Source organism: Pseudoflavonifractor phocaeensis, assembly GCF_021531815.1.
Taxonomy (GTDB): domain Bacteria; phylum Bacillota; class Clostridia; order Oscillospirales; family Oscillospiraceae; genus Lawsonibacter; species Lawsonibacter phocaeensis_A.
Genome location: NZ_JADYUM010000011.1, coordinates 21,258 through 44,936 on the forward strand (window position 1 = coordinate 21,258; position 23,679 = coordinate 44,936).

The window sequence follows — 23,679 nt, forward strand, 5'->3', positions numbered from 1 at the left end:
TCCCATGCTGGAGCTTCTTGCCCCCGCCGGCTCCATGGAGTCGGTGACCGCCGCCGTTCAGAACGGCGCGGGAGCGGTCTATTTCGGATACGGAAATTTCAACGCCCGCCGCAACGCGAAGAACTTCTCGGAGGAGGAGGCAGCGGCGGCGGTTTCTTACTGTCATCTTCGGGGGTGCAAGGTCCACCTGACCCTGAACACCCTGCTCACTGACCGGGAGCTGGAGGTGGCCGCCCAGGTGGCCGCCCACGCCAGCGCCATCGGCTTGGACGCCGTCATCGTCCAGGACCTGGGCGTCATGCGGATGCTGCGCCAGACGGTGCCCGACCTGCCCATCCACGGCTCCACCCAGATGACCGTCCACTCCCTGGACGGGGTAAAGCTGTGCGCCGACCTGGGGATCAGCCGGGTGGTGCTGTCCCGGGAGCTGAGCCGGGACCAGATCGCCTATATCTGTCAGCACTCCCCCATCGAGATCGAGGTATTCGGCCACGGGGCCCTGTGCATGTGCTACTCCGGCCAGTGCTTCTTCTCCAGCGTCATCGGCGGCCGCAGCGGCAACCGGGGCCTGTGCGCCCAGCCCTGCCGGCTGAAATACGGCTGGGGGGCCAAGGCCAACGAATACCCCCTGTCGTTGAAGGACATGTCCCTGGCCGGACACCTGAAGGAGCTCCAGGACATGGGAGTGGCCTGTCTGAAGCTGGAGGGCCGGATGAAGCGGCCCGAATATGTGGCCATCGTCACCGGGATCTATGCCCGGGCCCTCCGGGAGGGCCGGGAGCCCACTGCCGAGGAGCTCCAGCAGCTGGAGCAGGCCTTCTCCCGCCAGGGCTTCACCCAGGGCTACTACCTGGGGCAGAAGGGGCCCGACATGTTCGGCACCCGCCAGGAGGAGAAGGAGCCCCGTGAGCTGTACGCCCAGGCCCGGGCCACCTATGAAAACGGAGAGTACCGGAAGGAGCCGGTGCGGATCTACGCCCTCATTGAAAAGGGCCAGCCCGCCCAGATCGCCGTCCAGGACAAGGAGGGCCGGGTGGTCCACGCCGAGGGTCCCGTACCCGAGGAGGCCCGGAACGTGCCCCTCACCCGGGAGAAGGTGGAGGGCCAGCTCTCCCGCACCGGAGGCACCCCCTACGGCTGCGAAAAGGTGATGGCCAAGGTGGAGGAGGGCCTGTCCCTCCCCCTGTCCGCCCTGAACAATCTGCGGCGGCAGGCTCTGGAGGAGCTGTCCGCCCAGCGGGTGCTCCCGCCCCAGCGGAGGCATGAGGACTTCCACCCCGGGGTGCGCTATGAGAATCAAAAGCAGCCCCCCGTCCTCACCGTATCCGTGCGGGAGGCGGGGCAGGTCAGCGACGAGCTGCTGGCTCTGAAGCCCGCTCTGCTATATCTCCCCGCCGACCAGGGCGCCGCCCACCCCGACGTGGTGGAACAGTGCCAAAAGGCCGGGGTCCCGGTGGCCGCCCTGCTGCCCCGGATCTGCTCCGACAGCGAGACCCAGGCCCTGGAGGCCCATCTGGTGGCCCTGCGGGACCTGGGCGTGGAGGAGGCCCTGGCCGGCACCCTGGGGGTGGCCCGGCGGGCCATGCGCCTGGGCTTTCGGGTCCGGGGAGACTACGGCCTGGGGGTGTACAACAGCCAGACCGTCAAGGAGTTGAAGCGGCTGGGCTTCACAGCCGCCACCGCCTCCTTCGAGCTGAAGCTGGCCCAGATCCGGGACCTGTCCAAGGCCATTCCCCTGGAGTTCATCGCCTACGGCCACCTGCCCCTGATGATCACCGAAAACTGTATCATCCACAACCACACCGGACAGCATACCTGCGGCAACGTGAATCTGCTCACCGACCGGAAGGGAGAGCGGTTCCCCGTGGTGCAGGCCTGGGGCTGCCGGAACGAGATCCTCAACGCCAAAAAGCTGTTTTTGGCGGACAAGTCCGCCGACTACGCCCGGCTGGGGCTGTGGGGCGCCCGGCTGATGTTCACCACCGAGTCCGCCCCGGAGTGCGTCCGGGTACTGGAGCGCTACCGGGGCCGGGGCAATTACCAGCCCAGCGACTACACCCGGGGACTTTATTACCGGGACGTGGAGTGACGTCCCCGCCATCTTATTTCATTTGGGAGGCTGTTCCCTCATGGTTTCCACTTCACCCATGGGCCGCTTCCTGCTGGACCATCTGCGGCGGATGCTGCTGGCCTCGGCGGGACTGGCCCTGTTCGCCGTCGGTACCTATCTCCAGCTGAAAGCCGCCATCGGCTACGCCCCCTGGCAGGCCCTGCATGAGGGGCTGGCCCGGCACCTGTCCATGTCCTACGGCAATGCCTCCATCCTGGTGTCCATCGCCGTGGTGGCGGCAGACCTGCTGCTCCGGGAGCCCATCGGCATCGGCACCATCATGGACTCTCTGCTGGTGGGCTGGCTCACCGACCTGTGCCTCTGGCTGGACCCCATCCCCGACCAGCGCGGCTGGGCGGCCCCCGCCCTGCTGCTGGTGGCCGGACTGTTCGTGATGGCCTTCGGCCAGTATGTCTATATGACGGCCGCCCTGTCCTGCGGACCCCGGGACGCCCTGTCCGTGGCCCTGGCCCGCCGGTTCCCCAAGCTCTCCATCGGCACCGTCACCGCCGCCACCCTGGCACTGGTGCTGCTGGCGGGCTGGCTGCTGGGCGGCTCCATCGGCTTCGGCACCCTGATCCATCTGGTGGCCACCGGGCCTATCATCGACCTGGTGTTCCGTCTGCTCCGCTTCGACCCCCGCTCCGTTCAGCACGAGGGCCTGGTCCAGACCTTCCGGGCCTTCTCCCGGGCCCACGCCGCCGCTTGAACCGTCTGCGTTATTTCACATGACATTGACTGTGAGGAATCAACTATGGAACTGAAGATCAAAGCCCTCTCCCCCAAGATCGGCCATGAGATCCCCGCCCCCTTCTACGCCAGCGCCGGGGCGGCGGCTATGGACCTCCACGCCTGCACCGACACGCCGGTGACCATCCCCGCCGGGAAGCGGGCGGTCATCCCCACAGGCATCGCCATCGCCCTGCCCTCGGCGGAATATGTGGCCCTGGTGTTCGCCCGCAGCGGCCTGGGCATCAAGCACGGCATCGCCCCCGCCAACTGCGTGGGCGTCATCGACAGCGACTACCGGGGAGAGATCCTGGTGGGGCTGCAAAACTCCGGGGACCAGGACTACACCGTCCAGCCCGGAGACCGCATCGCCCAGCTGATGATCACCCCCGTTATCCAGGCCCAGGTCCGGATGGTGGAGGAGCTGGGCGACACCGCCCGGGGGGCGGGGGGCTTCGGCTCCACGGGGAAATAGAAGTGGCCGAGCCGTCATGAGCAGGCGAGGCGTGACAAGAAATCACATCCCCATCGATATTCTTTACATCCACCTTTAGGAGTGACCTGCGATGTTCAAACTATTTGGAAAGAAGAAAGAAGCGCCCAAGTCTGACGCTTCCAGCGCCCAGCACCCCGAGCTGGCCGCTCTGGCCGCCCAGTTCGACCCGGAGGAGTTCGACATTCTGGCCGTCACCGGGGCCAACGGCTTCGGCGGCGATAAAGAGCCCGGCCAGGAGCTGTGGACCGCCACCCTGCCCCTCACCGCCTGGAAGGAAGACGGCGGACCCCTCCACCGGGAGGACACCTGCCTGGTGGCCCTGGCTGACGACACCCTGCTGGGCTACCTGCGGCGGCTGGCCCCCCGGGACTCCATCATCCAGGCCCGGGTGCGCCAGGGGCTGGATGACGACCGCTTCCTGCTGGTGGGGATGCCCTCCCCCGTCATGGACCCGGAGCTGAAGGCCATTCTGGAGGAGCAGAAGCAGGAGGTCAGCACCTGGGTCCCCGGGCTGGGCACCTTTGTGCTCAACCGCTCGGTCAACTGGTTCCAGGCCGACGTGGACTGGCTGGGCCAGTCCATCCAGCTCACCTACGACCAGGGGAGCGAGGCGGAGATGAAGGCCGCCCAGGACAACGCCCTGGACCTCATGGCCGACCAGGCGGGCTGGGACGGAAAGGTGCGCGCCTTCGCCGCCGGCCAGCTGCTGTCCCAGGCCAACGACTGGGTCCGGGAGGCCGCCGGAGAGGACGGGGAAGCCGGAGAGGTCACCCGGGAGAGCTTTCTGGAGCAGATGGAGCTGGAATCCGTCCAGATCTATGGGGACGGCCGCTTTGAGTTCTGGTTCAACGACGGCGGCCTGTTCTGGGGCCGCGCCATTCATGTGACCGGGTCCCTGACCGAGGGGCCCGCCGACGCTCAGATGGAAGGATAACCGCCATGGCCATCATTCTCGCGTCCCAATCCCCCCGGCGGCGGGAGCTGCTGGGGCAGATGGGCATTTCCGACTTTATCATCCGCCCCGCCCAGGGGGAGGAGAAGGCCGCCCCCGGCCTCTCCCCCGCCCAGCTGGTGGAGGCGCTGTCTCTCCAAAAAGGGGTGGAGGTGGCCGCCTCCGCCGCCCCCGGGGACCTGGTCATTTCCGCCGACACGGTGGTGGCGGTGGACGGCCGGGTCCTGGGCAAGCCCCATAGCCGGGAGGAGGCCGCCGCCATGCTGGCCTCCCTGTCCGGTCGGACCCACACGGTGTACACCGGGGTGACGGTCTGCCGGGACGGGGATGTGCTCACAGAGCACGAGGCCACCGCCGTCCGCTTCCGTTCCCTGACCCCCGGCGAGATCGCGGCCTACGTGGCCACCGGGGAGCCCATGGACAAGGCCGGGGCCTACGGCATCCAGGGGTACGGCGCCCTGCTGGTGGAGGGTATCGAGGGGGACTACTGCAACGTGGTGGGCCTGCCGGTGTGCCGTCTGGGGCGGATGCTGGCCCGGTTCGGCGTGGACGTTTTGGCCCTGTGCGCCCAGAAGGAGCAAATGCCGTGAAAGATTTTCTGCGTCAAAACGGAATATTGCTGGTGGTCATCGCCCTGCTGCTGTCCATCCTCATCGGGGTGGGTTCCGCCTTCCTGGGGGGCAACTCCGACCCGCTGTCCAACCTGTTCAACACCGTGACCGCCCCCATCCGGGGAGGCGTCGCCGCCGTGACCGGCTGGGCGGAGGGCGTTTACGCCTACGTCTTCCACTACCAGGAGCTCCACGACGAGCTGGATGAGCTGCGGCTCCAGGTGGCCGCGCTGGAGGAGGAAGTCCGGAACGGCCAGGAGGCCAGCCGGGAGAACGAGCAGCTCCGGAGCCTGCTGGACCTCCAGGAACGGCGGCGGGATTTCGTCTTTGAAAACGCCAAGGTCACCGCCCGCTCCACCTCCAACTGGGAATCCACCCTGACCATCTCCAAGGGCACCTCCGCCGGGGTGGAGGTGGGCAACTGCGTCATCACCGAGACAGGCAAGCTGGTGGGGGTAGTGTCCGAGACGGGGCTGAACTGGTCCACCGTATCCACCGTCATCAACACCGACATTGAAATGGGGGGCATCGTCACCCGCACCTACTCCGCCGGCATCCTGGAGGGAGATTTCGCTCTGATGCAGCAGGGCAAGCTGAAGCTGAGCTATCTGCCTGACGGGGCCCAGCTGGTGTCCGGGGACGAGGTGCTCACCTCCGGCAAGGGGGACATCTATCCCTCCGGACTGGTGGTGGGCCAGGTGGAGGGGGTCTTTACCGACCCCTCCGGCATGACCCGCTACGCCGTGGTGGCCCCCGACGTCCGGTTCGATGAACTCATCGAGGTTTTTGTCATCAAGGATTTTGACATTGTGGAGTGAGGGGACCCTCCTCTTTTCCAAAGATTTCATCCCCTTCGCCCCTGCGGGTCCGCTTCCCTTCACTTCCGATGCAGCAAATGTAGGGCCCGATGCCCTCATCGGGCCGTCTCTGCAGCTCTCCGTCACGGGCAGGGGCGCGCTGTGTTCGCCCCTGCTGCAAAAGCCGCCGCAGGCGGCACCTCAACTTCTGATTCTTAACGCAAACAAGGGGGGACCGCCATGACCCGCCGCGACCTGATCCACAAATGGTCTGTCTACACCCTGGGCCTGCTTCTGGTCTGGGTGGTGGACGCCTATTTTCTGCCCCGGTATCCGCTGCTGGGGATCTCCCCCATGCTGCTGCCCCCCGCCCTGGCGGCGGTGGCGGTGCTGGAGGGCGCCCTTGCCGGTTCCGGCTTCGGTCTGGCGGTAGGCCTGCTGTGGGAGCTGGCCTACCCCGGCGGCTTCGGCGGGTTGGTGCTGTTTATGGCCCTGGCGGGCATGGTCACCGGGGCCCTCTCACAATACGCCCTGTCCCAGTCCCTGCCCGGCTGCCTGCTGTGCACCGCCGGGGTACTGGCGGTGCTGGACGGCCTGCGGGTGCTCCGGGGACTCATCACCGACGCCGCGGGGCTGCCCGCCCTGCTCCAATTGGCCATCCCCGAGTGCCTGCTCACCCTGGTCTGGGCTCCCCTGGTCTATCTGCTGTTCCGGACCATCTTCAACCGGGTAGGGGGCACCAAGCTGGCCTGATGGGCGGCCCCACAACTTCTGATCTCCAATGCAAAGGGGGTGTTCCGCTTGGACACCAAACAATTCCACCGCCGGGTATGGGCCATAGTGGTCCTGCTGGCCATCGTCCTGACCTCTCTGGGCTCCACCCTGTATGACCTTCAGATCAACAACGGCGAGGAGTATTACAAGCAGTCCAAATACAAGATCGCCGAGACGGAAACGGTGGAGGCGGGCCGGGGCCAGATCCTGGACCGGAACGGCCGGGTCCTGGTTTCTGACCGGGCGGTGTATCAGGTGAAGCTGAACACCAGCCTGATGGGCAGCACCCAGGAGCGCAACGCCACCATCCTCTCCCTGATCCAGGCGGCCCATGAGGCCGGAGTGGAGTGGTCCGACTCCCTGCCCATCTCAGCCCAGGCGCCCTTTTTCTTTACCACCGACCAGCCCTACTACACCGTCACCCAAAAGGACGACGGCACCCAGGTCCGCTCCCTCACCCGGCTGGGCAAGCTGGCGGTGGCCATGAAGTGGATCCAGGACCCCACAAAGGACCCGGAGCCCGCCGGAGAGTCCTCCACGCCGGCCAAGAAGCCCGGCCTGCTGGACCGGATCAAGTCCTTTTTCACCGGAGAGACAGGGGACGCCTCCTCCCCCTCCACCAAGGAGGAGACTCCCTACACCCTGCCCACCGCCACAGAGCTTCTGGGCCTGATGTGCCGCTCCTTTGAGCTGAAAGGGGAGGGCGCGGTGGACGAAAAAACCGCCAGGGAGTCGGGGACACAGGTCCCCGCCCTGAATATCGGCGACCTGGACTCCGCCGACGCCCGGGCGGCGGCGGGCGTCCTGTACGAGCTGTCCCTCTACTCCAAAGGCGTCAACTGGAACCCCTATATTTTCGCCGAGGATGTGGACATCGATTTCATCTCCCGGGTCAAGGAGCTGTCCCTCAACGGCGTGGTCATTGAGGCCACCACCGTCCGCCAGTACCACACCGCCTACGCCGCCCACCTGCTGGGCCGGGTCGCCGCTATGAGCCCGGAGGAGTGGAGCTACTACAAGACCGTGGACGAGGACGGCGACGGCACAGCCGACTACCAGATGGACGACACCGTGGGCAAGGAGGGCGTGGAGAAAGCCTTTGAGTCCTACCTCCGGGGCACCCCGGGGGTCCGCGCCCTGGAGCGGAACACCAATGGAAAGATCGTCTCCCAGACCTGGCTCACCGAGCCGGAGCCCGGAGATAACGTGGTCCTCACCATCGACATCGACCTGCAGAAGAAGGTGGAGGACACCCTGGCCGAGTCCCTGCCCAACCTGGTCAGCAAGGAGGTGGAGGGCGCCGCCTGCGTGGTGCTGGACGTGAAAAACTCCGATGTGCTGGCCTGTGGCTCCTACCCCACCTTTGATCTGGCCAGCTACGGCGCCGACTACAACAAGCATCTGGAAAATCCCCTGAAGCCCCTGTTCAACCGGGCCCTCCAGGGCACCTACGCCCCCGGTTCCACCTTCAAGATGGTCACCGCTGTGGCCGGTCTGGAGGAGGGCATCGTCACCCCCACCACCCAGATCCGGGACGAGGGACAGTACACCTACTACGGCACGCCCCCCTACCCCAAATGCTGGATCTACCGCCAGAAGGGCGGGACTCACGGCCTTCAGAACGTCTCCCAGGCCATTGAAAATTCCTGCAACTACTACTTCTTCGAGGTGGGCCGCCAGCTGGGCATCGAGCGCATCACCGACTATGCCGGCCGCTTCGGCCTGGGGCAGAAGACGGGCATCGAGCTGGACGAGAAGGCCGGCATCATGGCCGGCCCGGCGTACACCGAGAGCCTGGGCGGCACCTGGTACGAGGGCAGCACCCTGTCCGTGGCCATCGGCCAGGAGAGCAGCCAGTTCACCCCCATCCAGCTGGCCAACTACATCGCCACTCTGGTCAACGGTGGTACCCGGAACGCCACCCATCTGCTGAAAGAGGTCAAATCCAGCGACTTCTCCCAGATCCTTTACACCTACGAGCCCCAGGTCCTCAGCACCATCGACATCCAGAGCAAAAACCTGGAGGCGGTGAAGAAAGGCATGCTGGCCCTGACCACCGAGGGCTCCGTCCGCCGGTACTTCCAGGACCTGCCCTTCCGGGTGGGCGCCAAGACGGGCTCCGCCCAGATCAGCACCCAGACCGAATCCAACGCCGTCTTCGTCTGCTTCGCCCCCTACGACGACCCGGAGATCGCCGTGGCCATGGTGGTGGAGCACGGCGGCAGCGGCTCCGAGCTGGGCGCCATGGCGGCGGACATTCTGGACTACTACTTCTCCGCCCAGGAGACCCGGGACGAACCTCTGACGGAAAACACCCTGGTGCGCTGAACCAACCGCCTTTCAAACGTTTCTCCTGTTCCAAATATCTCCGGGAATCTGACGAGGTAACTATATGAAAAAGATCGTCGCGGTCCTTCTTTCGTCGATACTCTGCGCTACAATGCTGGCGGGGTGTAATGGCCCCGCCAAAGGTGGGCAGACACCATCTGTTTCTGTCTATTCCTTCAGCGGCGAAAACGACCTTCTTTCCATCTCAAACGGGGTGATCGTTTTATCAGATGAGGAACAGACATTTTATGGCGGCGATTTAGCAGTAGATCAGGAACATTTTGATGAAGTCACGGCGTATACCGAGACATTCTATGTTCTGTCCGGCGGCGGGAAAAATATCCTGCTGTCCAACAGCGTTGTGGACGAAACAGGTGAAACCATAGGCGTTTCCGGCAAGACCGGAAAGCTATCCGGCGGCACTGTGCTGACTGCCGGCGTTGACGCACTGCCAAACTGTCTTTGGTTTGAATTAAAGACAGCAGATTTGGATGGCGCAGAACATGAGTATCAACTGCAATTGACCGTAACGGAAATCACCGACAACTGACCATAAAAGCAGCCCTTTATCATAGCCTTGACGGCAGGGCCAAAAGAGGGTAGACTATGGGTTTGAAGAATGATCTTTTTTGATTTTTTCCATTAACGATAAGGAGTGCCTGTCACATGTCTGAATGTACCCATGATTGTTCCAGCTGCAGCGCCGACTGCGGCTCCCGGGACATGCGCGTTCCCGGCAACGCCCTGTCCAGCGTCAAGCGCGTCATCGCCGTGGTCAGCGGCAAGGGCGGCGTCGGCAAGAGCACCGTCACCGCCTCCCTGGCCGCCGCCATGTCCAAGAAGGGCCGCAAGGTGGCCGTTCTGGACGCCGACATCACCGGTCCCTCCATCCCCACCGCCTTCGGCATCCACCAGAAGGCTACTGGCACCGACGCCGGCATCGATCCCGCCGTCACCGCCGGCGGCGTCAAGCTCATGTCTTTGAACCTGCTGTCCGCCAACGAGACCGATCCCGTGATCTGGCGGGGCCCCGTCATCGCCGGGGTGGTCACCCAGTTCTGGCAGGACGTGGTGTGGGGCGACGTGGACTATATGTTTGTGGACATGCCCCCGGGCACCGGCGACGTGCCCCTGACCGTCTTCCAGTCCCTGCCCGTGGACGGCATTATCGTGGTCACCTCCCCCCAGGACCTGGTGTCCATGATCGTTACCAAGGCGGTGAACATGGCCAAGATGATGGGCATCCCCGTCCTGGGCCTGGTGGAGAACTACAGCTACTTCCAGTGCCCCGACTGCGGCAAGCGCCACGCCATCTTCGGGGAGAGCCATCTGGACCAGGTGGCCATGGAGCTGGAGCTGCCTGTCCTGGCCCGCCTGCCCATCGACCCCAGCCTTGCTGCCGCCTTCGACGCCGGCAAGATCGAGCAGGTGGAGCACAACCCCCTGGCCGAGCTGGCCGACCGTCTGGACGGCTGAGTCCCCTTTCAAAATCAGGACCGCCTCCGGCCATTGCGCCGGGGGCGGTCTTCTTGACATTTTCTCCCTGTGATGATACCATGAATCGACACAAATTTACGGCGCGCCGCCGGAATACAAGGAGGAACCCCTTATGGACATTGTGGCAAAAGTCAATGAGCTGGTGGAGACCATTACCAAGGACGAGAAATTGATGGCGCAGTTCAAGAAGGACCCCGTCAAGGCGGTGCAGGGACTGGTGAAGGGCCTGGACCTGGACGACGAGGTGCTGGACAAGCTGGTCAAGGGCATCCAGGGCAAAATGGGCGCGGACAAGGTGGCCGGGGCCCTCAGCGGACTGAAAAAGCTGTTTTGACAACCATAACACCGGGCGCGGGAAATTCCCCGCGCCCGGTGTTTTTATGGCACATATGGTATATAAAAAGAGGCGCCGCTGTCAAAGCGGCGCCTCTTGCAGAAGCGGGATAAGATTACTTGTGGTCGACGGAGTACATGTGCTTGATCAGCTCCAGAACCTTGTTGGAGTAGCCGATCTCGTTGTCGTACCAGGAGACGACCTTCACGAAGGTGTCGGTCAGAGCGATGCCGGCGCCGGCGTCGAAGATGGAGGTGCGGGTGTCGCCCAGGAAGTCGGAGGACACGACGGCCTCGTCGGTGTAACCCAGAACGCCCTTCAGCTCGCCCTCGGAGGCGGCCTTCATGGCGGCGCAGATCTCCTCATACTTGGCGGGCTTGGCCAGGTTGACGGTCAGGTCGACCACGGAGACGTCCAGGGTGGGAACACGCATGGACATGCCGGTCAGCTTGCCGTTCAGCTCGGGGATGACCTTGCCCACGGCCTTGGCAGCGCCAGTGGAGGAGGGGATGATGTTGCCGCAGGCAGCGCGGCCGCCGCGCCAATCCTTCAGGGAAGGACCATCAACGGTCTTCTGGGTGGCGGTGACGGAGTGCACGGTGGTCATCAGGCCCTCGGTGATGCCCCAGTTGTCGTTCAGGACCTTGGCGATGGGGGCCAGGCAGTTGGTGGTGCAGGAGGCGTTGGAGACGAAGTTCATGTCGGTGGTGTACTTGTCGAAGTTGACGCCGCAGACGAACATGGGGGTGTCATCCTTGGAGGGGGCGGACATAATGACCTTCTTGGCGCCGGCGTCCAGGTGGCCCTGAGCCTTCTCCTTGGTCAGGAACAGGCCGGTGGACTCCACCACGTACTCAGCGCCCAGCTTGGCCCAGGGCAGGTCGGCGGGGTTGCGCTCGGCGGAGATGGGGATCTCCTTGCCGTTCACGATGATGGCGTTCTCGGTGCTGTCCACAGTACCGGCGAACTGGCCATGCATGGTATCATACTTCAGCATGTAAGCCAGGTAGTCGGCGGGGCACAGATCGTTGATGCCCACGATCTCGATTTCGGGGTGGTTCAGGCTGGCCCGGAACACCATACGGCCGATACGGCCAAAGCCATTGATGCCAACTTTGATGCTCATGTTGAATTGCTCCTTCTCTTCAATCTTTTTTAAATAGGTTATCCACTAGGGTTCGTCCAGTATTATAACCTTTTTTTCTCCGTTTTGGTAGTGTGTTTTTTCCCATAATTCAAAAATTTTTCCAACTAAAATTAGCCATACCGCAAGGAAGACGTCCCTTATCCCGTTTCTTCGCCCTTTTTTCCGGTTAACCGCCGTTTTAATCTCCTCCCGTACGCTTTTCGCCTCTTTTTTCACTTTCCCCTTGTTGGGGTTGGGAAACTTTGCTATACTGGTTCTATCACATGTCCGCCCGCCGGACGGCACATGATAACCTTAATGAAAATCGACGTGGGCACAGATCTTCCGTGGGAAGACCCGTTTTGGGGGAGGGACCGCCATGCCTGATTTGAATGATCTGCTCGCCTGTTTTCCGGAGGCCGCCGTTCTGATCCAGGGGGACCGGATCGCCGCGGCCAACCCCATGGCCAGGCACTATCTGCCCCAACTGGAGCCGGGTGCCCCGGTCCCCTCCTGGTTCCCGCCCCTCTCGGAGGAGGCCCCCCGGTCCGGCGTCTTTACCGCCGGACTGAGCCGCTATGCCTTCCGCCTGGCCGGGACTTCCGGCGGGCTTTGGCTCACCTTTCAGCCCGCCCCCCTTACCGCCCTCACTGACACCCAGCTGGACGGGGCGCTGCGCCAGCTACGTACCTTCCTGGGGGAATTACTGGTGGGTTCGGAGGAGCTTTCCGGTCCCGGCCACCCGGAGCTGAAAAAGAGCTTCCACCGGCTGTTCCGGCTGGTGGACAATCTGGACTTTATGCGTCTGGCCGGGAGCGGGGACGGCGTCCCCTTCCGCCCGGTCACCATGGATCTGGCTGGGCTGTGCCGCCAGACCTGCGCCGAGGCCGCCCCTCTGCTCCGTGACGCGGGGGTGGAACTGGATTACCAGTCCCCCCTCTCCTCCCTGCTGGTCCCCGGCGACCCCCAACTGCTTCGCCGCCTGCTGCTGGAGCTGATCGCCAACGCCGCCCGGGCGCCGGGTCAGGACCGGATCGAAGTCCGCCTCCGCAGCCAGGGCGGGCGGGCGGTGCTCACCCTCTCCGGCAACGGCGCCCCGCCCACCCAGCGCCAACTGGCCGCCATGCTCCAGCAGGACACCGACCAGCGCCTCCCCATGGCCGGGTCCGGGGCCGGCCTGGGCCTGCCCATCGCCCGGCATATTGCCTCCCTCCACCAGGGTTCCCTGCTGGTGGACCTGGGGCAGGAGGCCCCCACCACCATTCTCTCCCTTCCCACCGGTCCCCTGGACCCCCGTGTTCCGGTGCGCTCCCCCATCCTCCAGCAGGACGGCGGACTGTCCCCCTTGCTGGTGGCCCTGTCCGACGTGCTGCCCGCCGGACTGTTTGCCCTGGACGATGACAGCTGACTCCCGCGCCCGGAAGCCCTCCACCCGCTTCCGGGCGTTTTCCCGGATTTTCCCGTTTCTTCCCCGGATTCCCAGGAAAATCCCTTGACGCTCCCTCTCCCCCGTTGTAAAATGTTTGGGTGTATTTTGATGAAAAAAGGCGGTGATTGTCATGGCCAAAGGGGGCTTTGACAACCAGCAGTATCTGCGTCTCCAATCCCAGCACATCCGGGACCGGATCGCCCAGTTCGGCGGCAAGCTGTATTTGGAGTTCGGCGGCAAGCTCTTTGACGACTACCACGCCTCCCGGGTCCTGCCCGGTTTTGAGCCGGACAGCAAGATCCGGATGCTGGAGCAGCTGAAGGACAAGGCGGAGATCATCATTGCCATCAACGCCGGCGACATTGAGAAAAACAAGGTCCGGGGCGACTTGGGCATCACCTATGACAGCGACGTGCTGCGGCTCATCGACATTTTCCGCTCCCGGGGCCTGTATGTGGGCAGCGTGGTGGTCACCCGCTACACCGGCCAGCCCGCCGCCGACGCCTTCCAGACCCGCCTGGAGAGTCTGGGCGTCCGGGTCTACCGCCACTACCCCATTGACGGCTATCCCCACAACATCGCCAAGATCGTCAGCGACGAGGGCTACGGCAGAAACGACTATATCGAGACCTCCCGCCCCCTGGTGGTGGTCACCGCCCCCGGCCCGGGCAGCGGCAAAATGGCCACCTGCCTGAGCCAGCTCTACCACGAGCACAAGCGGGGCATTGTGGCGGGCTATGCCAAGTTTGAGACCTTCCCCATCTGGAACCTGCCCCTGAAGCACCCCGTCAACCTGGCCTACGAGGCGGCCACCGCCGACCTGGACGACGTGAACATGATCGACCCCTTCCACCTCCAGGCCTACGGGCAGACCACCGTGAACTACAACCGGGACGTGGAGGTGTTCCCTGTCCTGTCCGCCATGTTTGAGAAGATCACCGGCAGCTGCCCCTACAAATCCCCCACCGACATGGGGGTCAATATGGCTGGCAACTGCATCTACGACGACGACGCCTGTCAGGAGGCCGCCAAGCAGGAGATCGTCCGGCGGTACTACGACGCCCTGTGCGAGCGCCGCCAGGGTAAGGGCTCTGACTGCGCGGTGTACAAGCTGGAGCTGCTGATGCAGCAGGCCGGCATTACCCCCGCCATCCGCCCGGTGGTGGCCGAGACCAACCGGCTGGCTGAGGAGACCGGCGAGCCCGCCATGGCTATCCAGCTGGCCGGCGGTGCCATCATCACCGGCAAGACCTCCGAGCTTATGGGCTGCTCCGCCGCCGCCCTGCTCAACGCCCTGAAAAAGCTGTCCGGGGCGGGGGGGCACGGCATCCACCTCATCGCCCAGAGCGCCATCGAGCCCATCCAGACCGTCAAGGTCCGGTACCTGGGTTCCAACAACCCCCGGCTCCACAGCGACGAGGTGCTCATCGCCCTAGCCTCCTCCGCCAACGCCGACCCCAAGGCCGCCAAAGCCCTGGACGTACTGGCCGAGCTAAAGGGCTGCCAGGCCCACTGCTCCGTCATCCTGTCCGCCGCCGACGCGGTGACCTATAAAAAGCTGGGCCTCCAGCTCACCTGCGAGCCCCGGTACCAGACCAACAAACTGTATCACCGATAAGCGCAATGAGGCGCCTCCGGGAGAAGGATCTCCCAGGGGCGCCTATACTTTTTGGGCGCCTGTCCCGCCCATCACTTTCGGCAGGGTTTTCCCCACATCGCACGCTCCACGCGGAGGCAAAAATTTTGTCAAATCTCACCCCTGTTTTTCTTGACGAGTACAGGGTGATAAGAGTACAATAACCCGGTGTTTTTCAAAACAGTGAATTGAATCGACGGAGGGATATTTATGGCAGTGAAGTACATTTTCGTCACCGGCGGCGTGGTTTCCGGTCTGGGCAAGGGCATCACAGCGGCCAGTCTGGGCCGTCTGCTGAAGCAGCGGGGCCTGCGGGTGAAGGTCCAGAAGCTGGACCCCTATCTGAACGTGGACCCGGGAACCATGAGCCCCTACCAGCACGGCGAGGTATTCGTCACCGATGACGGCGCGGAGACCGACCTGGACCTGGGCCACTATGAGCGCTTCATCGACGAAAACCTCACCTTTAATTCCTCCGTTTCCTCCGGCAAGGTGTATTGGGACGTGCTGAACCGGGAGCGCCGGGGCGACTATCTGGGCGGCACCGTCCAGATCATCCCCCACATCACCGGCGAGATCAAAAACCGCATCTACGCCCTGGACACGCCGGATACCGACGTGGCCATCGTGGAGATCGGCGGCACCGTGGGCGACATCGAGAGCCAGCCCTTCCTGGAGTCCATCCGCCAGGTGGCCGCCGAGCGGGGCCGCCAGAACGTGATGTTCGTCCACGTCTCCCTCATCGTGGCCATCCCCGGCACCGGGGAGCTGAAGAGCAAGCCCACCCAGCACTCCTGCAAGGAGCTGCTGTCCCTGGGCATCCAGCCCGACGTCATCATCTGCCGCAGCGACTATCCCGTCCCCAAGGACATTCTGGAAAAAATCTCCCTGTTCTGCAACATCCCCGTGGAGAACGCCATCCCTAACCTCACCGCCGACATTCTTTATGAGGTCCCCCTGATGCTGGAGCGGGAGGGGCTGGCCGACGTGGTGGTCCGCCGCCTGGGGCTCATCTGCCATATGCCCGACCTGACCGAATGGGCCACCATGGTCCACCGGGCCAAGAACCCCAAGGGCTGCGTGGAGATCGCCCTGGTGGGCAAGTATGTGGCCCTCCACGATGCCTACCTGTCCGTGGTGGAGGCCCTGACCCACGGCGGCATTGAGAACGACGTGAAGGTGAAGGTCCGCTGGGTGGACTCCGAGACCGTCACCGACGGCAACGCCGCCGAGATCCTGGCGGGGGCCGACGGCATCCTGGTCCCCGGCGGCTTCGGTGACCGGGGCATCGAGGGCAAGATCTCCGCCGTCCGCTATGCCCGGGAGCACAAGGTGCCCTTCCTGGGCATCTGCCTGGGCATGCAGATGGCGGTCATCGAGTACGCCCGCCACGTCTGCGGCATGGAGGACGCCCACTCCAGCGAGCTGTCCCGGACCACCGCCCATCCGGTCATCGACCTGATGCCCGACCAGCGGGGGGTGACCGCCAAGGGCGGCACCATGCGCCTGGGCGCCTATCCCTGCCGCATCACCGGCCACGACACCTTTACCTATCAGGCCTACGGCTCCGACGAGATCAGCGAGCGCCACCGCCACCGCTACGAGTTCAACAACGACTACCGCCAGGTCCTCACCGACGCGGGCCTGACCCTGGCCGGCCTGTCCCCCGACCAGCGTCTGGTGGAGATCGTGGAGCTCCACGACCACCCCTGGTTCGTGGGCGTCCAGTTCCATCCGGAGCTGAAAAGCCGGCCCAACAAGGCTCATCCCCTGTTCCGGGAGTTCATCGGCGCGGCCAAGAAGCAGAAGGCCGAATAAGTCCAGCGCGGGCCGGCTTTTTGCCATCTCCGGCGGTTCCCGCGCCAGCGGGGAGCCGGAGGGCATGGAATCAAGCGGGCAAAAGCGGGCAGAGCCCCGCTTTTGTCCCGGCCCAACAAGGCTCATCCCCTGTTCCGGGAGTTTACCGGCGCGGCCAAGAAGCAAGAGGCCGCTGAGGAATAAGCAATCTGCCCCGCTCCCGAACCCCTATCCGGGAGCGGGGCGATCTCATCGCGCGGGGCGGCGCCTCCCGTCATTCCACGGCCATTCACTTTTCCGCCCCCAGTCCCTTGACTTTCCCGTCCCTTTCCTCTATGATAAAGGCAGCAATTGAATGAGGTGTCCTTTGGCCGCCGGGTCAGAGGGTCACGCGCCGAACATCCCATCGTTAGGCCTTGAAGATGGGATCGTCGGCGTTTTCTTTTTGAGAAGGGAGCTTTGCTGTGAATTCGTCCAAATGCTTTCGGGAATTTGTCCGGTTCTGTTCATTGAATGTGTTGGGGATGGTGGCGCTCTCCTGCTACGTACTGGCGGACACCTTTTTTGTGGCCAACGGCCTGGGCCCGGACGGGCTGGCCGCCCTGAATCTGGCCATTCCCATGTACAGCTTCATCGGCGGCGTGGGGCTGATGCTGGGAATGGGCGGCGCCACCCGGTTTTCCATCGCGCGGCACCAAAACCGTTCCCATGAGAGCAATGCCGCCTTTACCCATACCCTGGCGGTGGCCGTTCTTCCCGCAGCCTTATTCTTTCTGGCCGGACTGTTTGCTTCCGGCCCCATTGCCGCCCTGCTGGGGGCCGGTGGCCCGGTGTTCTCCATGACCAGGACCTATATCCGGGTCCTGTGCCTGTTCGCCCCCGCGTTTCTCCTGAACCACATCCTCCTCTGCTTCGTCCGGAACGACGGCGCGCCCCAGCGCTCCATGGCCGCCATGGTCACCGGGAGCCTGTCCAACATCCTGCTGGACTACATTTTCATCTTTCCCATGGACATGGGCATCTTCGGCGCGGTGCTGGCCACCGGTCTGGCGCCTCTCATCAGCCTGGCCGTCCTGTCCCCCTTCTTCCTGGGGCGGAAAAACACCTTTCACTGGGTCCCCTGCGCCCCATCCCTGCCCCTGTGCGGCAAGATCCTCTCCGCCGGACTTCCGTCCCTGGTCGCGGAGGTGTCTGCCGGCGCGGTGATGGTGGCCTTCAACTTCATTCTGCTGGGACTCCAGGGCAACCTCGGCGTGGCCGCCTACGGGGTGGTGGCCAACCTGTCCATCGTGGTGCTGGCCATCTACTCCGGCGTGGCCCAGGGCGTCCAGCCCCTGCTCAGCCAGTACTACGGCGCGGGACAGCCGGACCGGATCAGGGATGTGCTCCGCTACGCCGTGGTCACCGTGCTGCTTCTCTCCCTCTGTTTCTATCTGGGCCTGTCCCTGGGCGCGGAGCCGCTGGCCGCCCTGTTCAACCGGGACCGGGACCCCGGGCTCCAAGCCATCGCCGTCCGGGGGCTGCAGCTCTACTTCCTCGGCTGCCCCTGGGCCGGACTGAATACCGTGCTGGCCATCTATTTCACGTCCACCGACTGTCCCCTGCCCGCCCACGTCATCTCCCTGCTCCGGGGCTTTGTTTTGATCCTGCCTCTGGCCTTCCTGCTGTCCGCTCTCTGGGACATGACCGGCCTGTGGCTCACTTTCCCCATCACCGAGGGGGCGGTAGCCGCCCTGGCTATCGTCCTGTACGTTCTCCGGCGGCCAAACCATTGAAGAAATCCACAGAAAAAGGCCCCGCCGCCCGGTACACCGGGCGGCGGGGCTTCATTTTATGCGTTCCTATCAGTTCAGGTGCCAGATCTCCTCGTTATACTGCCGGATGGTCCGGTCAGAGGAGAAATAGCCGGACTTGGCGATGTTGACCAGCATCTTTTTCGCCCAGGCGTAGCGGTCGCCGTAGTCGTGGACGGCCCGCTCCTTGGCGGCGATATAGTCCTCCACATCCAGCAGAGCCATGAACCAGTCCTTGTTCTTCATGTCCTTCCACAGGACGGACAGGCTGGCGGGGTCGCCGGTGGCCAGCAGCTCGGGGGACACCAGGAAATCCACCAGCCGCTCCACCCCGGGACGGTGGTAACAATCCAGCGGGCGGTAGCTACCTTCAGCGTACATACGGATCACGTCGTCGCTCTTGGCGCCGAAGGTGTAGATATTCTCCGGACCCACCAGCTGGGCGATCTCCACGTTGGCCCCGTCCAGGGTGCCCAGGGTGACGGCGCCGTTGGCCATGAACTTCATGTTGCCGGTGCCGCTGGCCTCCTTGGAGGCCAGGGAGATCTGCTCGGAGATGTCGCAGGCGGGGATGAGCCGCTCGGCCCAGGTGACGTTGTAGTTTTCCACCATGGCCACCCGCAGCCAGGGCCTCACCTGGGGGTCCTGCTCAATGAGCTGCTGGAGGGTCAGGATCAGGTGGATGATGTGCTTTGCCATCACATAGGCGGGGGCTGCCTTGGCGCCAAAGATGACGGTAACGGGCCGCTCGGGCAGCTTGCCACTCTTGATCTCCAGGTACTTGTAAATGATATACAGGGCGTTCATCTGCTGGCGCTTATACTCATGGAGCCGCTTGACCTGGATGTCGAAAACGGAATCGGAGTCCAGCTCAATGCCCTGGGCGGCCCACAGCTGGCGGCACAGCTGGTTCTTATTCTCCTGCTTCACCACCAGCAGCCGGTCCAGCACCACCTTATCGTTCTGATAGGCCATCAGCCCTTCCAGCTTCTGGGTGTCCCGCCGCCAGTCGGGGCCGATGCAGTCATCGATCAGGGCGGCCAGCTCCCGGTCACAGGCCTCCAGCCAGCGGCGGAAGGTGACGCCGTTGGTCTTGTTGTTGAACTTCTGGGGGTAGAGGTCGCAGAAGGGCTTCAATTCCGAGTTCTTCAGGATCTCTGTATGGAGGGCAGCCACACCGTTGACAGAAAAGCCGTAGTGGATGTCCATATGGGCCATATGGACCCGGTTCTGGCCGTCAATAATAGATACCCGGGGATCGGGATGGGCCTCCTTCACCCGCCGGTCCAGCTCCAGGATAATGGGGACCAGCTGGGGGGCCACCCTCTGGATAAAGGCCAGGGGCCACTTCTCCAGTGCCTCGGCCAGGATGGTGTGGTTGGTGTAGGCGCAGGTACGGCCCACCTGGTCGATGGCCATGTTTACCGACATGCCCCGCTCCGTCAGCAGGCGGATGAGCTCGGGGATGACCATGGAGGGGTGGGTGTCGTTGATCTGGATCACCACGTGGTCGGCCAACTCCTCCAGGGGGTATCCCCGCTCCTCCAGCTCCTTGAGGATGAGCTGGGCCCCGGCGGACACCATGAAGTACTGCTGGTAGACCCGGAGCAGGCGGCCATTCTCATCGCTGTCATCGGGGTAGAGGAAGGAGGTCAGGTGGTGGGCGATGTCCGTCTTGTCAAAGCCGATGCCCATCCAGGGCTGGCCGGCGGGCTCCTCCACGTCAAAGAGGTGGAGCCGGTTGGCGTATCCGTTATTCGCTCCGGGGACGGCCACGTCGTACTGGACCGCTTTCAGGTCAAACCCGCCGAAGGGGACGGTAAAGGTCCGTCCGGTGGGGATGAGCCAGCTCTCCGGCTCCAGCCAGGGGTCCGGCTCCTCAGTCTGCTTGTTGCCGGCGAATTTCTGGCGGAACAGGCCGTAGTGGTAGTTCAGGCCCACGCCGTCGCCGGGCAGTCCCAGGGCTGCAATGGAGTCCAGGAAGCAGGCGGCCAAACGGCCCAGGCCGCCGTTGCCCAGGGAGGGCTCGGGCTCCTCAGACTCGATGACCCCCAGGTCCCGGCCCATCTCGAACAGGAGGGTGCGCACCTGGTCATAGAGGCCCAGGGCCAGCAGGTTGTTGGACAGCAGCTTGCCCATGAGAAATTCCGCCGAGAAATAATACAGCTTTCGTCCCGTCTGAGGGGCGGGGCGGTCCTGGATCATCCGCCGGGTCATCAGCAGCAGGGCCTCATACAGCTGGTGGTCGCTGCACTGGTCCGGGGAGCGTTTGAACCGCTCCTGGGTCAGTTGAAACAGCTGTTCTTTCAGTTCCATCGTCAAGTCTCCTCTCTGGCCTTCCAGGCCCGGAAACGTTTCCAATTCTTGGTCACGGCGCAAGTATATCAGTTGCCCGCCCCAACGTCAAATGGTTTTCCGTAAAATTGTGCACAATTCTTTCCCTTTTAAACCAAAATGCCAGGGCAAACAGAATAAAAACGGGGTCTTCTCCCCAGAAGACCCCGTTTTGTTACATGATTCCTTCTTCCGCGCCAGACGGCTCCGGGAATCTTTTCCCGGCCAGGCGCTGGTAGACCCCCATCTCATGGTACAGCCTGCGGGCAAGCTCCGGACCATAGCTGCCCGGCAGGGCCCGCCACTTCCAATTGTTCCCCAAGGTGGAGGGGGTGTTCATCCGGGCCTCGCTGCCCAGGCCCAGCACATCCTGGAGCTGCATCACCGCCAGGTCGGCGCAGGAGGCCCAGGCGGAGCGCATCATGCCCCAGTTCCAGCCCTCCTCCTCGCTCAGACGGAGATACTCCTTGGCGTATTCCACGTCCTTGGCGGGGGCGCTTTCCATCCAGCCCTGGATGGTGTCGTTGTCGTGGGTGCCGGCGTAGACCACACAGTGTCTGGTGTAGCAGTGGGGCAGGTAGTCGCTGCCCGTATCCCGGCTGTCAAAGGCAAACTCCAGCACCTTCATGCCGGGGTAGCCCGTCTCCGCCAGCAGCTGGCGCACCGTATCCGTGAGGAAGCCCAGGTCCTCGGCGATGATCTCCTTCTCTCCCAGAGCCTGATTCACGGCCCGGAAGAAATCGATGCCGGGTCCGGGACGCCAGCGGCCGTTGCGGGCGGTATCGTCCCCGAATGGGATGGCGTAATACTCGTCAAAGCCCCGGAAGTGGTCGATGCGCAGGATGTCATAGACCTGGAACTGGGCGGCGATGCGGCGGATCCACCACTGGTAGCCGTCCTCCTTCATCTTCTCCCAGTCAAAGAGGGGGTTGCCCCACAGCTGACCGTCGGCGGAGAAGCCGTCGGGGGGGCAGCCCGCCACCTCGGTGGGCCGTCCGTCCCTGTCCAGCTGGAACTGTTCGGGGTTGGACCACACGTCGGCGCTGTCCCCGGACACATAGATGGGCAGGTCCCCGATGATGGAGATGCCCTTCCCGTTGGCGTATGCCTTCAGCCTGGCCCACTGCCGGAAAAACAGGTACTGTACCGCCTTCCAGAAGGCGGTCTCCCCGGCCAGCTCCTCCCGGGCCGCAGCCAGAGCCTGGGGGCGGCGCAGCCGCTCCTCCTCGGGCCACTCAAACCAGGACACGCCGCCATGCTTGCCCTTCAGGGCCATGAACAGGGCGTAGTCCTCCAGCCACTGTGCCCGCCGGGCGCAGAAGGCTTCAAACTCCGGGTCCTCTTTCGCCAGCAGCCGGGCGCAGGCCTTCCGCAGCACGGGATAGCGCTGGACATACATCAGGCCGTAATCCACCGCCGCCGGATCATCGCCCCAGTTCAGGCCGGCGTACTCCTCTTTTTCCAGCAGGCCCTCCTCCGCCAGGTCATCCAAATCGATGAAATAAGGGTTTCCGGCATAGGAGGAGAAGGACTGGTAGGGGGAGTCCCCATAGCTGGTGGGACATACCGGCAGGATCTGCCAGCAGGATTGGCCCCCCTGGGCCAGAAAGTCAACAAATTCCCGCGCCGCGGCCCCCATGGTGCCAATGCCGTAAGGGGCGGGCAGGGAGGAAATGGGCATCAGGATTCCCGATCTTCTCACGTTGGAATCCACCTTTCTGTGTTCTATGTAGTTCATTTGGCCGCGGGCGGGCAGACGCTCTCCCCCACCACCAGTTGGAAGGGAACCACCCCATGGGTGGGCCCCTGGCGGCCCTCGATGCTCCGGAGCAGCACCTCCACCCCCTGCTCCGCCAGATGCTGGGTGTCCTGGCGGACGGTGGTGAGGCGGGGCACCGAGTAGCGGGCCATGGAGATCCCGTCGTACCCCACCACGGAGATGTCCTCGGGCACCCGCTTGCCCAGGTCCCGGAGGGCCCGGATGGCGCCGATGGCCATGACGTCGCTCATGGCAAACAGGGCGGTCAGATGGGGGTTCCGCTCCAGCAGCCGCCGGGCGGCGGAGTAGGCATCGGCCATGGAGTACCGGCTGGGCTCACACTGGCGGTCGGCGTCAAAGGGCACGTCCCAGCGGTCAAAAGCCGCCTTGCAGCCCAGGATACGGCGGTAGCTGATTTGGGAACAGGACCAGTTGCCCCCCAGAACGCCGATGTCCCGGTGGCCCTGGCTCAGCAGGTAGTCGATGGCCTGGGCCGCTCCGGCCTCGTCGTCGGTGGTCAGGCTGGACAGGTTGTCAAAGCCCAGCCCCCGGGCGGTGTTGGTCAGCAGGACAGAGGGGGTGCTGATTTCCCCAAAGCCCGCCCGGAAAAAGTCCAGGTCGCCGCCCAGAAACAGGAACCCCACCGGCTTGCGTTCCCGGCACAGCTGGAGGGCATAGGCCACCTCGTTGGCGTCCTCGTCCAGGTAGTAGACAGCGGCGTCCCGGCCCCGCTCCCGGAGGAGGGCCTGAATGCGCTCCACCAAGTCGGCGAACAGCATGTTCTGGGTTCCTTTTACCAAAATGGCGATGCTGGTGCCCGCCTGCTGCTTCAGATGCTTGGCGTTGTTGTTGGGCTGAAAGCCCTGCTCCTCCACCACCGCCATCACCTTCCGGCGGGTCTCCTCACTGACGTCGGGGTGCTGGTTCAGCACCCGGGACACCGTGGCCACGCCGCAGCCGGACAGCCGGGCAATATCCTTGATGGTCATGGTGTTCTCTCCTTTCCGGGCCTCCGCGATTCGCGCCCCCAGGCGCGAATGCAATCAAATCTGTTTTTCGGCGCATTTTGCCGCTTGCGGCAAAACAAAATCAAATCCGTCCGGAGACGAATTCATTTCGCCGCAGGACTCCGCTGCCCCTGGCCGCAACGGCCAGGGCCGCCTTTGCGGGCAAAGGC

Annotated in this window: 19 protein-coding genes; 15 read left to right on the plus strand and 4 right to left on the minus strand. The window is 63.9% G+C overall.

Translation table 11 applies throughout. From position 1 onward, the window contains the following. Positions 1 to 4 precede the first annotated feature (4 nt). The 11 genes from I6E42_RS08275 (at position 5) to I6E42_RS08325 (ending at position 10,628) form a co-directional block, all read left to right on the plus strand. Positions 5 to 2,089: a U32 family peptidase gene (locus I6E42_RS08275; protein ID WP_235371446.1), complete on the plus strand. Its 2,085-nt coding sequence runs from the start codon at positions 5 to 7 to the stop codon at positions 2,087 to 2,089. A gap of 40 nt (positions 2,090 to 2,129) precedes the next feature. Next, the gene (locus tag I6E42_RS08280; protein ID WP_235371447.1) at positions 2,130 to 2,819 is read left to right on the plus strand and encodes a YczE/YyaS/YitT family protein; all 690 of its coding nucleotides are present in this window, start codon (positions 2,130 to 2,132) and stop codon (positions 2,817 to 2,819) included. A 45-nt stretch (positions 2,820 to 2,864) separates the two neighbouring features. After that, complete coding sequence (dut, locus tag I6E42_RS08285) at positions 2,865 to 3,314, plus strand: dUTP diphosphatase (protein ID WP_235371448.1); 450 nt, start codon at positions 2,865 to 2,867, stop codon at positions 3,312 to 3,314. A gap of 91 nt (positions 3,315 to 3,405) precedes the next feature. Continuing rightward, a complete protein-coding gene (locus tag I6E42_RS08290) occupies positions 3,406 to 4,269 on the plus strand; it encodes a DUF2262 domain-containing protein (RefSeq protein WP_235371449.1) in 864 nt (287 codons plus the stop codon). 5 nt (positions 4,270 to 4,274) lie between these two features. Further along, positions 4,275 to 4,877: a Maf family protein gene (locus I6E42_RS08295; RefSeq protein ID WP_235371450.1), complete on the plus strand. Its 603-nt coding sequence runs from the start codon at positions 4,275 to 4,277 to the stop codon at positions 4,875 to 4,877. Continuing rightward, a complete protein-coding gene (gene mreC / locus I6E42_RS08300; protein ID WP_235371451.1) occupies positions 4,874 to 5,716 on the plus strand; it encodes a rod shape-determining protein MreC in 843 nt (280 codons plus the stop codon). The genes I6E42_RS08295 and mreC overlap by 4 nt, the downstream gene beginning before the upstream one ends. Before the next feature lie 219 nt (positions 5,717 to 5,935). Then, a complete protein-coding gene (locus I6E42_RS08305) occupies positions 5,936 to 6,448 on the plus strand; it encodes a rod shape-determining protein MreD (RefSeq protein WP_235371452.1) in 513 nt (170 codons plus the stop codon). A 48-nt stretch (positions 6,449 to 6,496) separates the two neighbouring features. After that, positions 6,497 to 8,797 (plus strand): penicillin-binding transpeptidase domain-containing protein, encoded by a 2,301-nt coding sequence (locus tag I6E42_RS08310; RefSeq protein WP_235371453.1) that lies wholly within the window; start codon positions 6,497 to 6,499, stop codon positions 8,795 to 8,797. A gap of 64 nt (positions 8,798 to 8,861) precedes the next feature. Next, positions 8,862 to 9,347, plus strand: a complete 486-nt coding sequence (locus I6E42_RS08315; protein WP_235371454.1) for a hypothetical protein — start codon at positions 8,862 to 8,864, stop codon at positions 9,345 to 9,347. A 116-nt stretch (positions 9,348 to 9,463) separates the two neighbouring features. Then, positions 9,464 to 10,273 (plus strand): Mrp/NBP35 family ATP-binding protein, encoded by an 810-nt coding sequence (locus tag I6E42_RS08320; RefSeq protein ID WP_235371455.1) that lies wholly within the window; start codon positions 9,464 to 9,466, stop codon positions 10,271 to 10,273. Positions 10,274 to 10,406: 133 nt separating this feature from the next. Next, positions 10,407 to 10,628 carry a hypothetical protein gene (locus tag I6E42_RS08325; RefSeq protein ID WP_235371456.1) on the plus strand — a complete coding sequence of 74 codons (222 nt, stop codon included), beginning with the start codon at positions 10,407 to 10,409 and terminating at the stop codon, positions 10,626 to 10,628. Between the two features lie 115 nt (positions 10,629 to 10,743). On the opposite strand, the gene gap is transcribed toward I6E42_RS08325, so the two are convergent. Further along, positions 10,744 to 11,754, minus strand: a complete 1,011-nt coding sequence (gap, locus tag I6E42_RS08330; protein ID WP_235371457.1) for a type I glyceraldehyde-3-phosphate dehydrogenase — start codon at positions 11,752 to 11,754, stop codon at positions 10,744 to 10,746. Positions 11,755 to 12,133: 379 nt separating this feature from the next. Here gap and I6E42_RS08335 point away from each other — a divergent pair, with 379 nt between their 5' ends. The 4 genes from I6E42_RS08335 (at position 12,134) to I6E42_RS08350 (ending at position 18,391) form a co-directional block, all read left to right on the plus strand. Beyond that, on the plus strand, positions 12,134 to 13,162 hold the full coding sequence (locus tag I6E42_RS08335; RefSeq protein ID WP_235371458.1) for a sensor histidine kinase: 1,029 nt from the start codon (positions 12,134 to 12,136) through the stop codon (positions 13,160 to 13,162). Between the two features lie 151 nt (positions 13,163 to 13,313). Next, positions 13,314 to 14,801: a DUF1846 domain-containing protein gene (locus tag I6E42_RS08340; RefSeq protein ID WP_235371459.1), complete on the plus strand. Its 1,488-nt coding sequence runs from the start codon at positions 13,314 to 13,316 to the stop codon at positions 14,799 to 14,801. 228 nt (positions 14,802 to 15,029) lie between these two features. After that, the gene (locus I6E42_RS08345) at positions 15,030 to 16,637 is read left to right on the plus strand and encodes a CTP synthase (protein ID WP_235371460.1); all 1,608 of its coding nucleotides are present in this window, start codon (positions 15,030 to 15,032) and stop codon (positions 16,635 to 16,637) included. Between the two features lie 443 nt (positions 16,638 to 17,080). Beyond that, positions 17,081 to 18,391, plus strand: coding sequence for an MATE family efflux transporter (locus I6E42_RS08350; protein ID WP_235371461.1), 1,311 nt, complete (start codon positions 17,081 to 17,083; stop codon positions 18,389 to 18,391). Positions 18,392 to 18,460: 69 nt separating this feature from the next. Here I6E42_RS08350 and I6E42_RS08355 read toward each other — a convergent pair whose 3' ends face one another. From I6E42_RS08355 to I6E42_RS08365, 3 genes are all read right to left on the minus strand, one after another. Beyond that, complete coding sequence (locus I6E42_RS08355) at positions 18,461 to 20,725, minus strand: glycogen/starch/alpha-glucan phosphorylase (protein ID WP_235371462.1); 2,265 nt, start codon at positions 20,723 to 20,725, stop codon at positions 18,461 to 18,463. Positions 20,726 to 20,918: 193 nt separating this feature from the next. After that, positions 20,919 to 22,481: a 4-alpha-glucanotransferase gene (gene malQ, locus I6E42_RS08360; RefSeq protein WP_268841939.1), complete on the minus strand. Its 1,563-nt coding sequence runs from the start codon at positions 22,479 to 22,481 to the stop codon at positions 20,919 to 20,921. After that, the gene (locus I6E42_RS08365; protein ID WP_235371464.1) at positions 22,478 to 23,491 is read right to left on the minus strand and encodes a LacI family DNA-binding transcriptional regulator; all 1,014 of its coding nucleotides are present in this window, start codon (positions 23,489 to 23,491) and stop codon (positions 22,478 to 22,480) included. The genes malQ and I6E42_RS08365 overlap by 4 nt, the downstream gene beginning before the upstream one ends. Positions 23,492 to 23,679 lie beyond the last annotated feature (188 nt).

What these genes read in the sequence shown, in the direction of transcription:
- I6E42_RS08275 (WP_235371446.1), top strand. Translation starts at nt 5, where the DNA reads ATGCTGGAGCTTCTTGCCCCCGCCGGCTCCATGGAGTCGGTGACCGCC.
- I6E42_RS08280 (WP_235371447.1), top strand. Translation starts at nt 2,130, where the DNA reads ATGGTTTCCACTTCACCCATGGGCCGCTTCCTGCTGGACCATCTGCGG.
- dut (WP_235371448.1), top strand. Translation starts at nt 2,865, where the DNA reads ATGGAACTGAAGATCAAAGCCCTCTCCCCCAAGATCGGCCATGAGATC.
- I6E42_RS08290 (WP_235371449.1), top strand. Translation starts at nt 3,406, where the DNA reads ATGTTCAAACTATTTGGAAAGAAGAAAGAAGCGCCCAAGTCTGACGCT.
- I6E42_RS08295 (WP_235371450.1), top strand. Translation starts at nt 4,275, where the DNA reads ATGGCCATCATTCTCGCGTCCCAATCCCCCCGGCGGCGGGAGCTGCTG.
- I6E42_RS08305 (WP_235371452.1), top strand. Translation starts at nt 5,936, where the DNA reads ATGACCCGCCGCGACCTGATCCACAAATGGTCTGTCTACACCCTGGGC.
- I6E42_RS08315 (WP_235371454.1), top strand. Translation starts at nt 8,862, where the DNA reads ATGAAAAAGATCGTCGCGGTCCTTCTTTCGTCGATACTCTGCGCTACA.
- I6E42_RS08320 (WP_235371455.1), top strand. Translation starts at nt 9,464, where the DNA reads ATGTCTGAATGTACCCATGATTGTTCCAGCTGCAGCGCCGACTGCGGC.
- I6E42_RS08325 (WP_235371456.1), top strand. Translation starts at nt 10,407, where the DNA reads ATGGACATTGTGGCAAAAGTCAATGAGCTGGTGGAGACCATTACCAAG.
- gap (WP_235371457.1), bottom strand. Translation starts at nt 11,754, where the DNA reads ATGAGCATCAAAGTTGGCATCAATGGCTTTGGCCGTATCGGCCGTATG.
- I6E42_RS08335 (WP_235371458.1), top strand. Translation starts at nt 12,134, where the DNA reads ATGCCTGATTTGAATGATCTGCTCGCCTGTTTTCCGGAGGCCGCCGTT.
- I6E42_RS08340 (WP_235371459.1), top strand. Translation starts at nt 13,314, where the DNA reads ATGGCCAAAGGGGGCTTTGACAACCAGCAGTATCTGCGTCTCCAATCC.
- I6E42_RS08345 (WP_235371460.1), top strand. Translation starts at nt 15,030, where the DNA reads ATGGCAGTGAAGTACATTTTCGTCACCGGCGGCGTGGTTTCCGGTCTG.
- I6E42_RS08355 (WP_235371462.1), bottom strand. Translation starts at nt 20,725, where the DNA reads ATGGAACTGAAAGAACAGCTGTTTCAACTGACCCAGGAGCGGTTCAAA.
- malQ (WP_268841939.1), bottom strand. Translation starts at nt 22,481, where the DNA reads ATGAACTACATAGAACACAGAAAGGTGGATTCCAACGTGAGAAGATCG.
- I6E42_RS08365 (WP_235371464.1), bottom strand. Translation starts at nt 23,491, where the DNA reads ATGACCATCAAGGATATTGCCCGGCTGTCCGGCTGCGGCGTGGCCACG.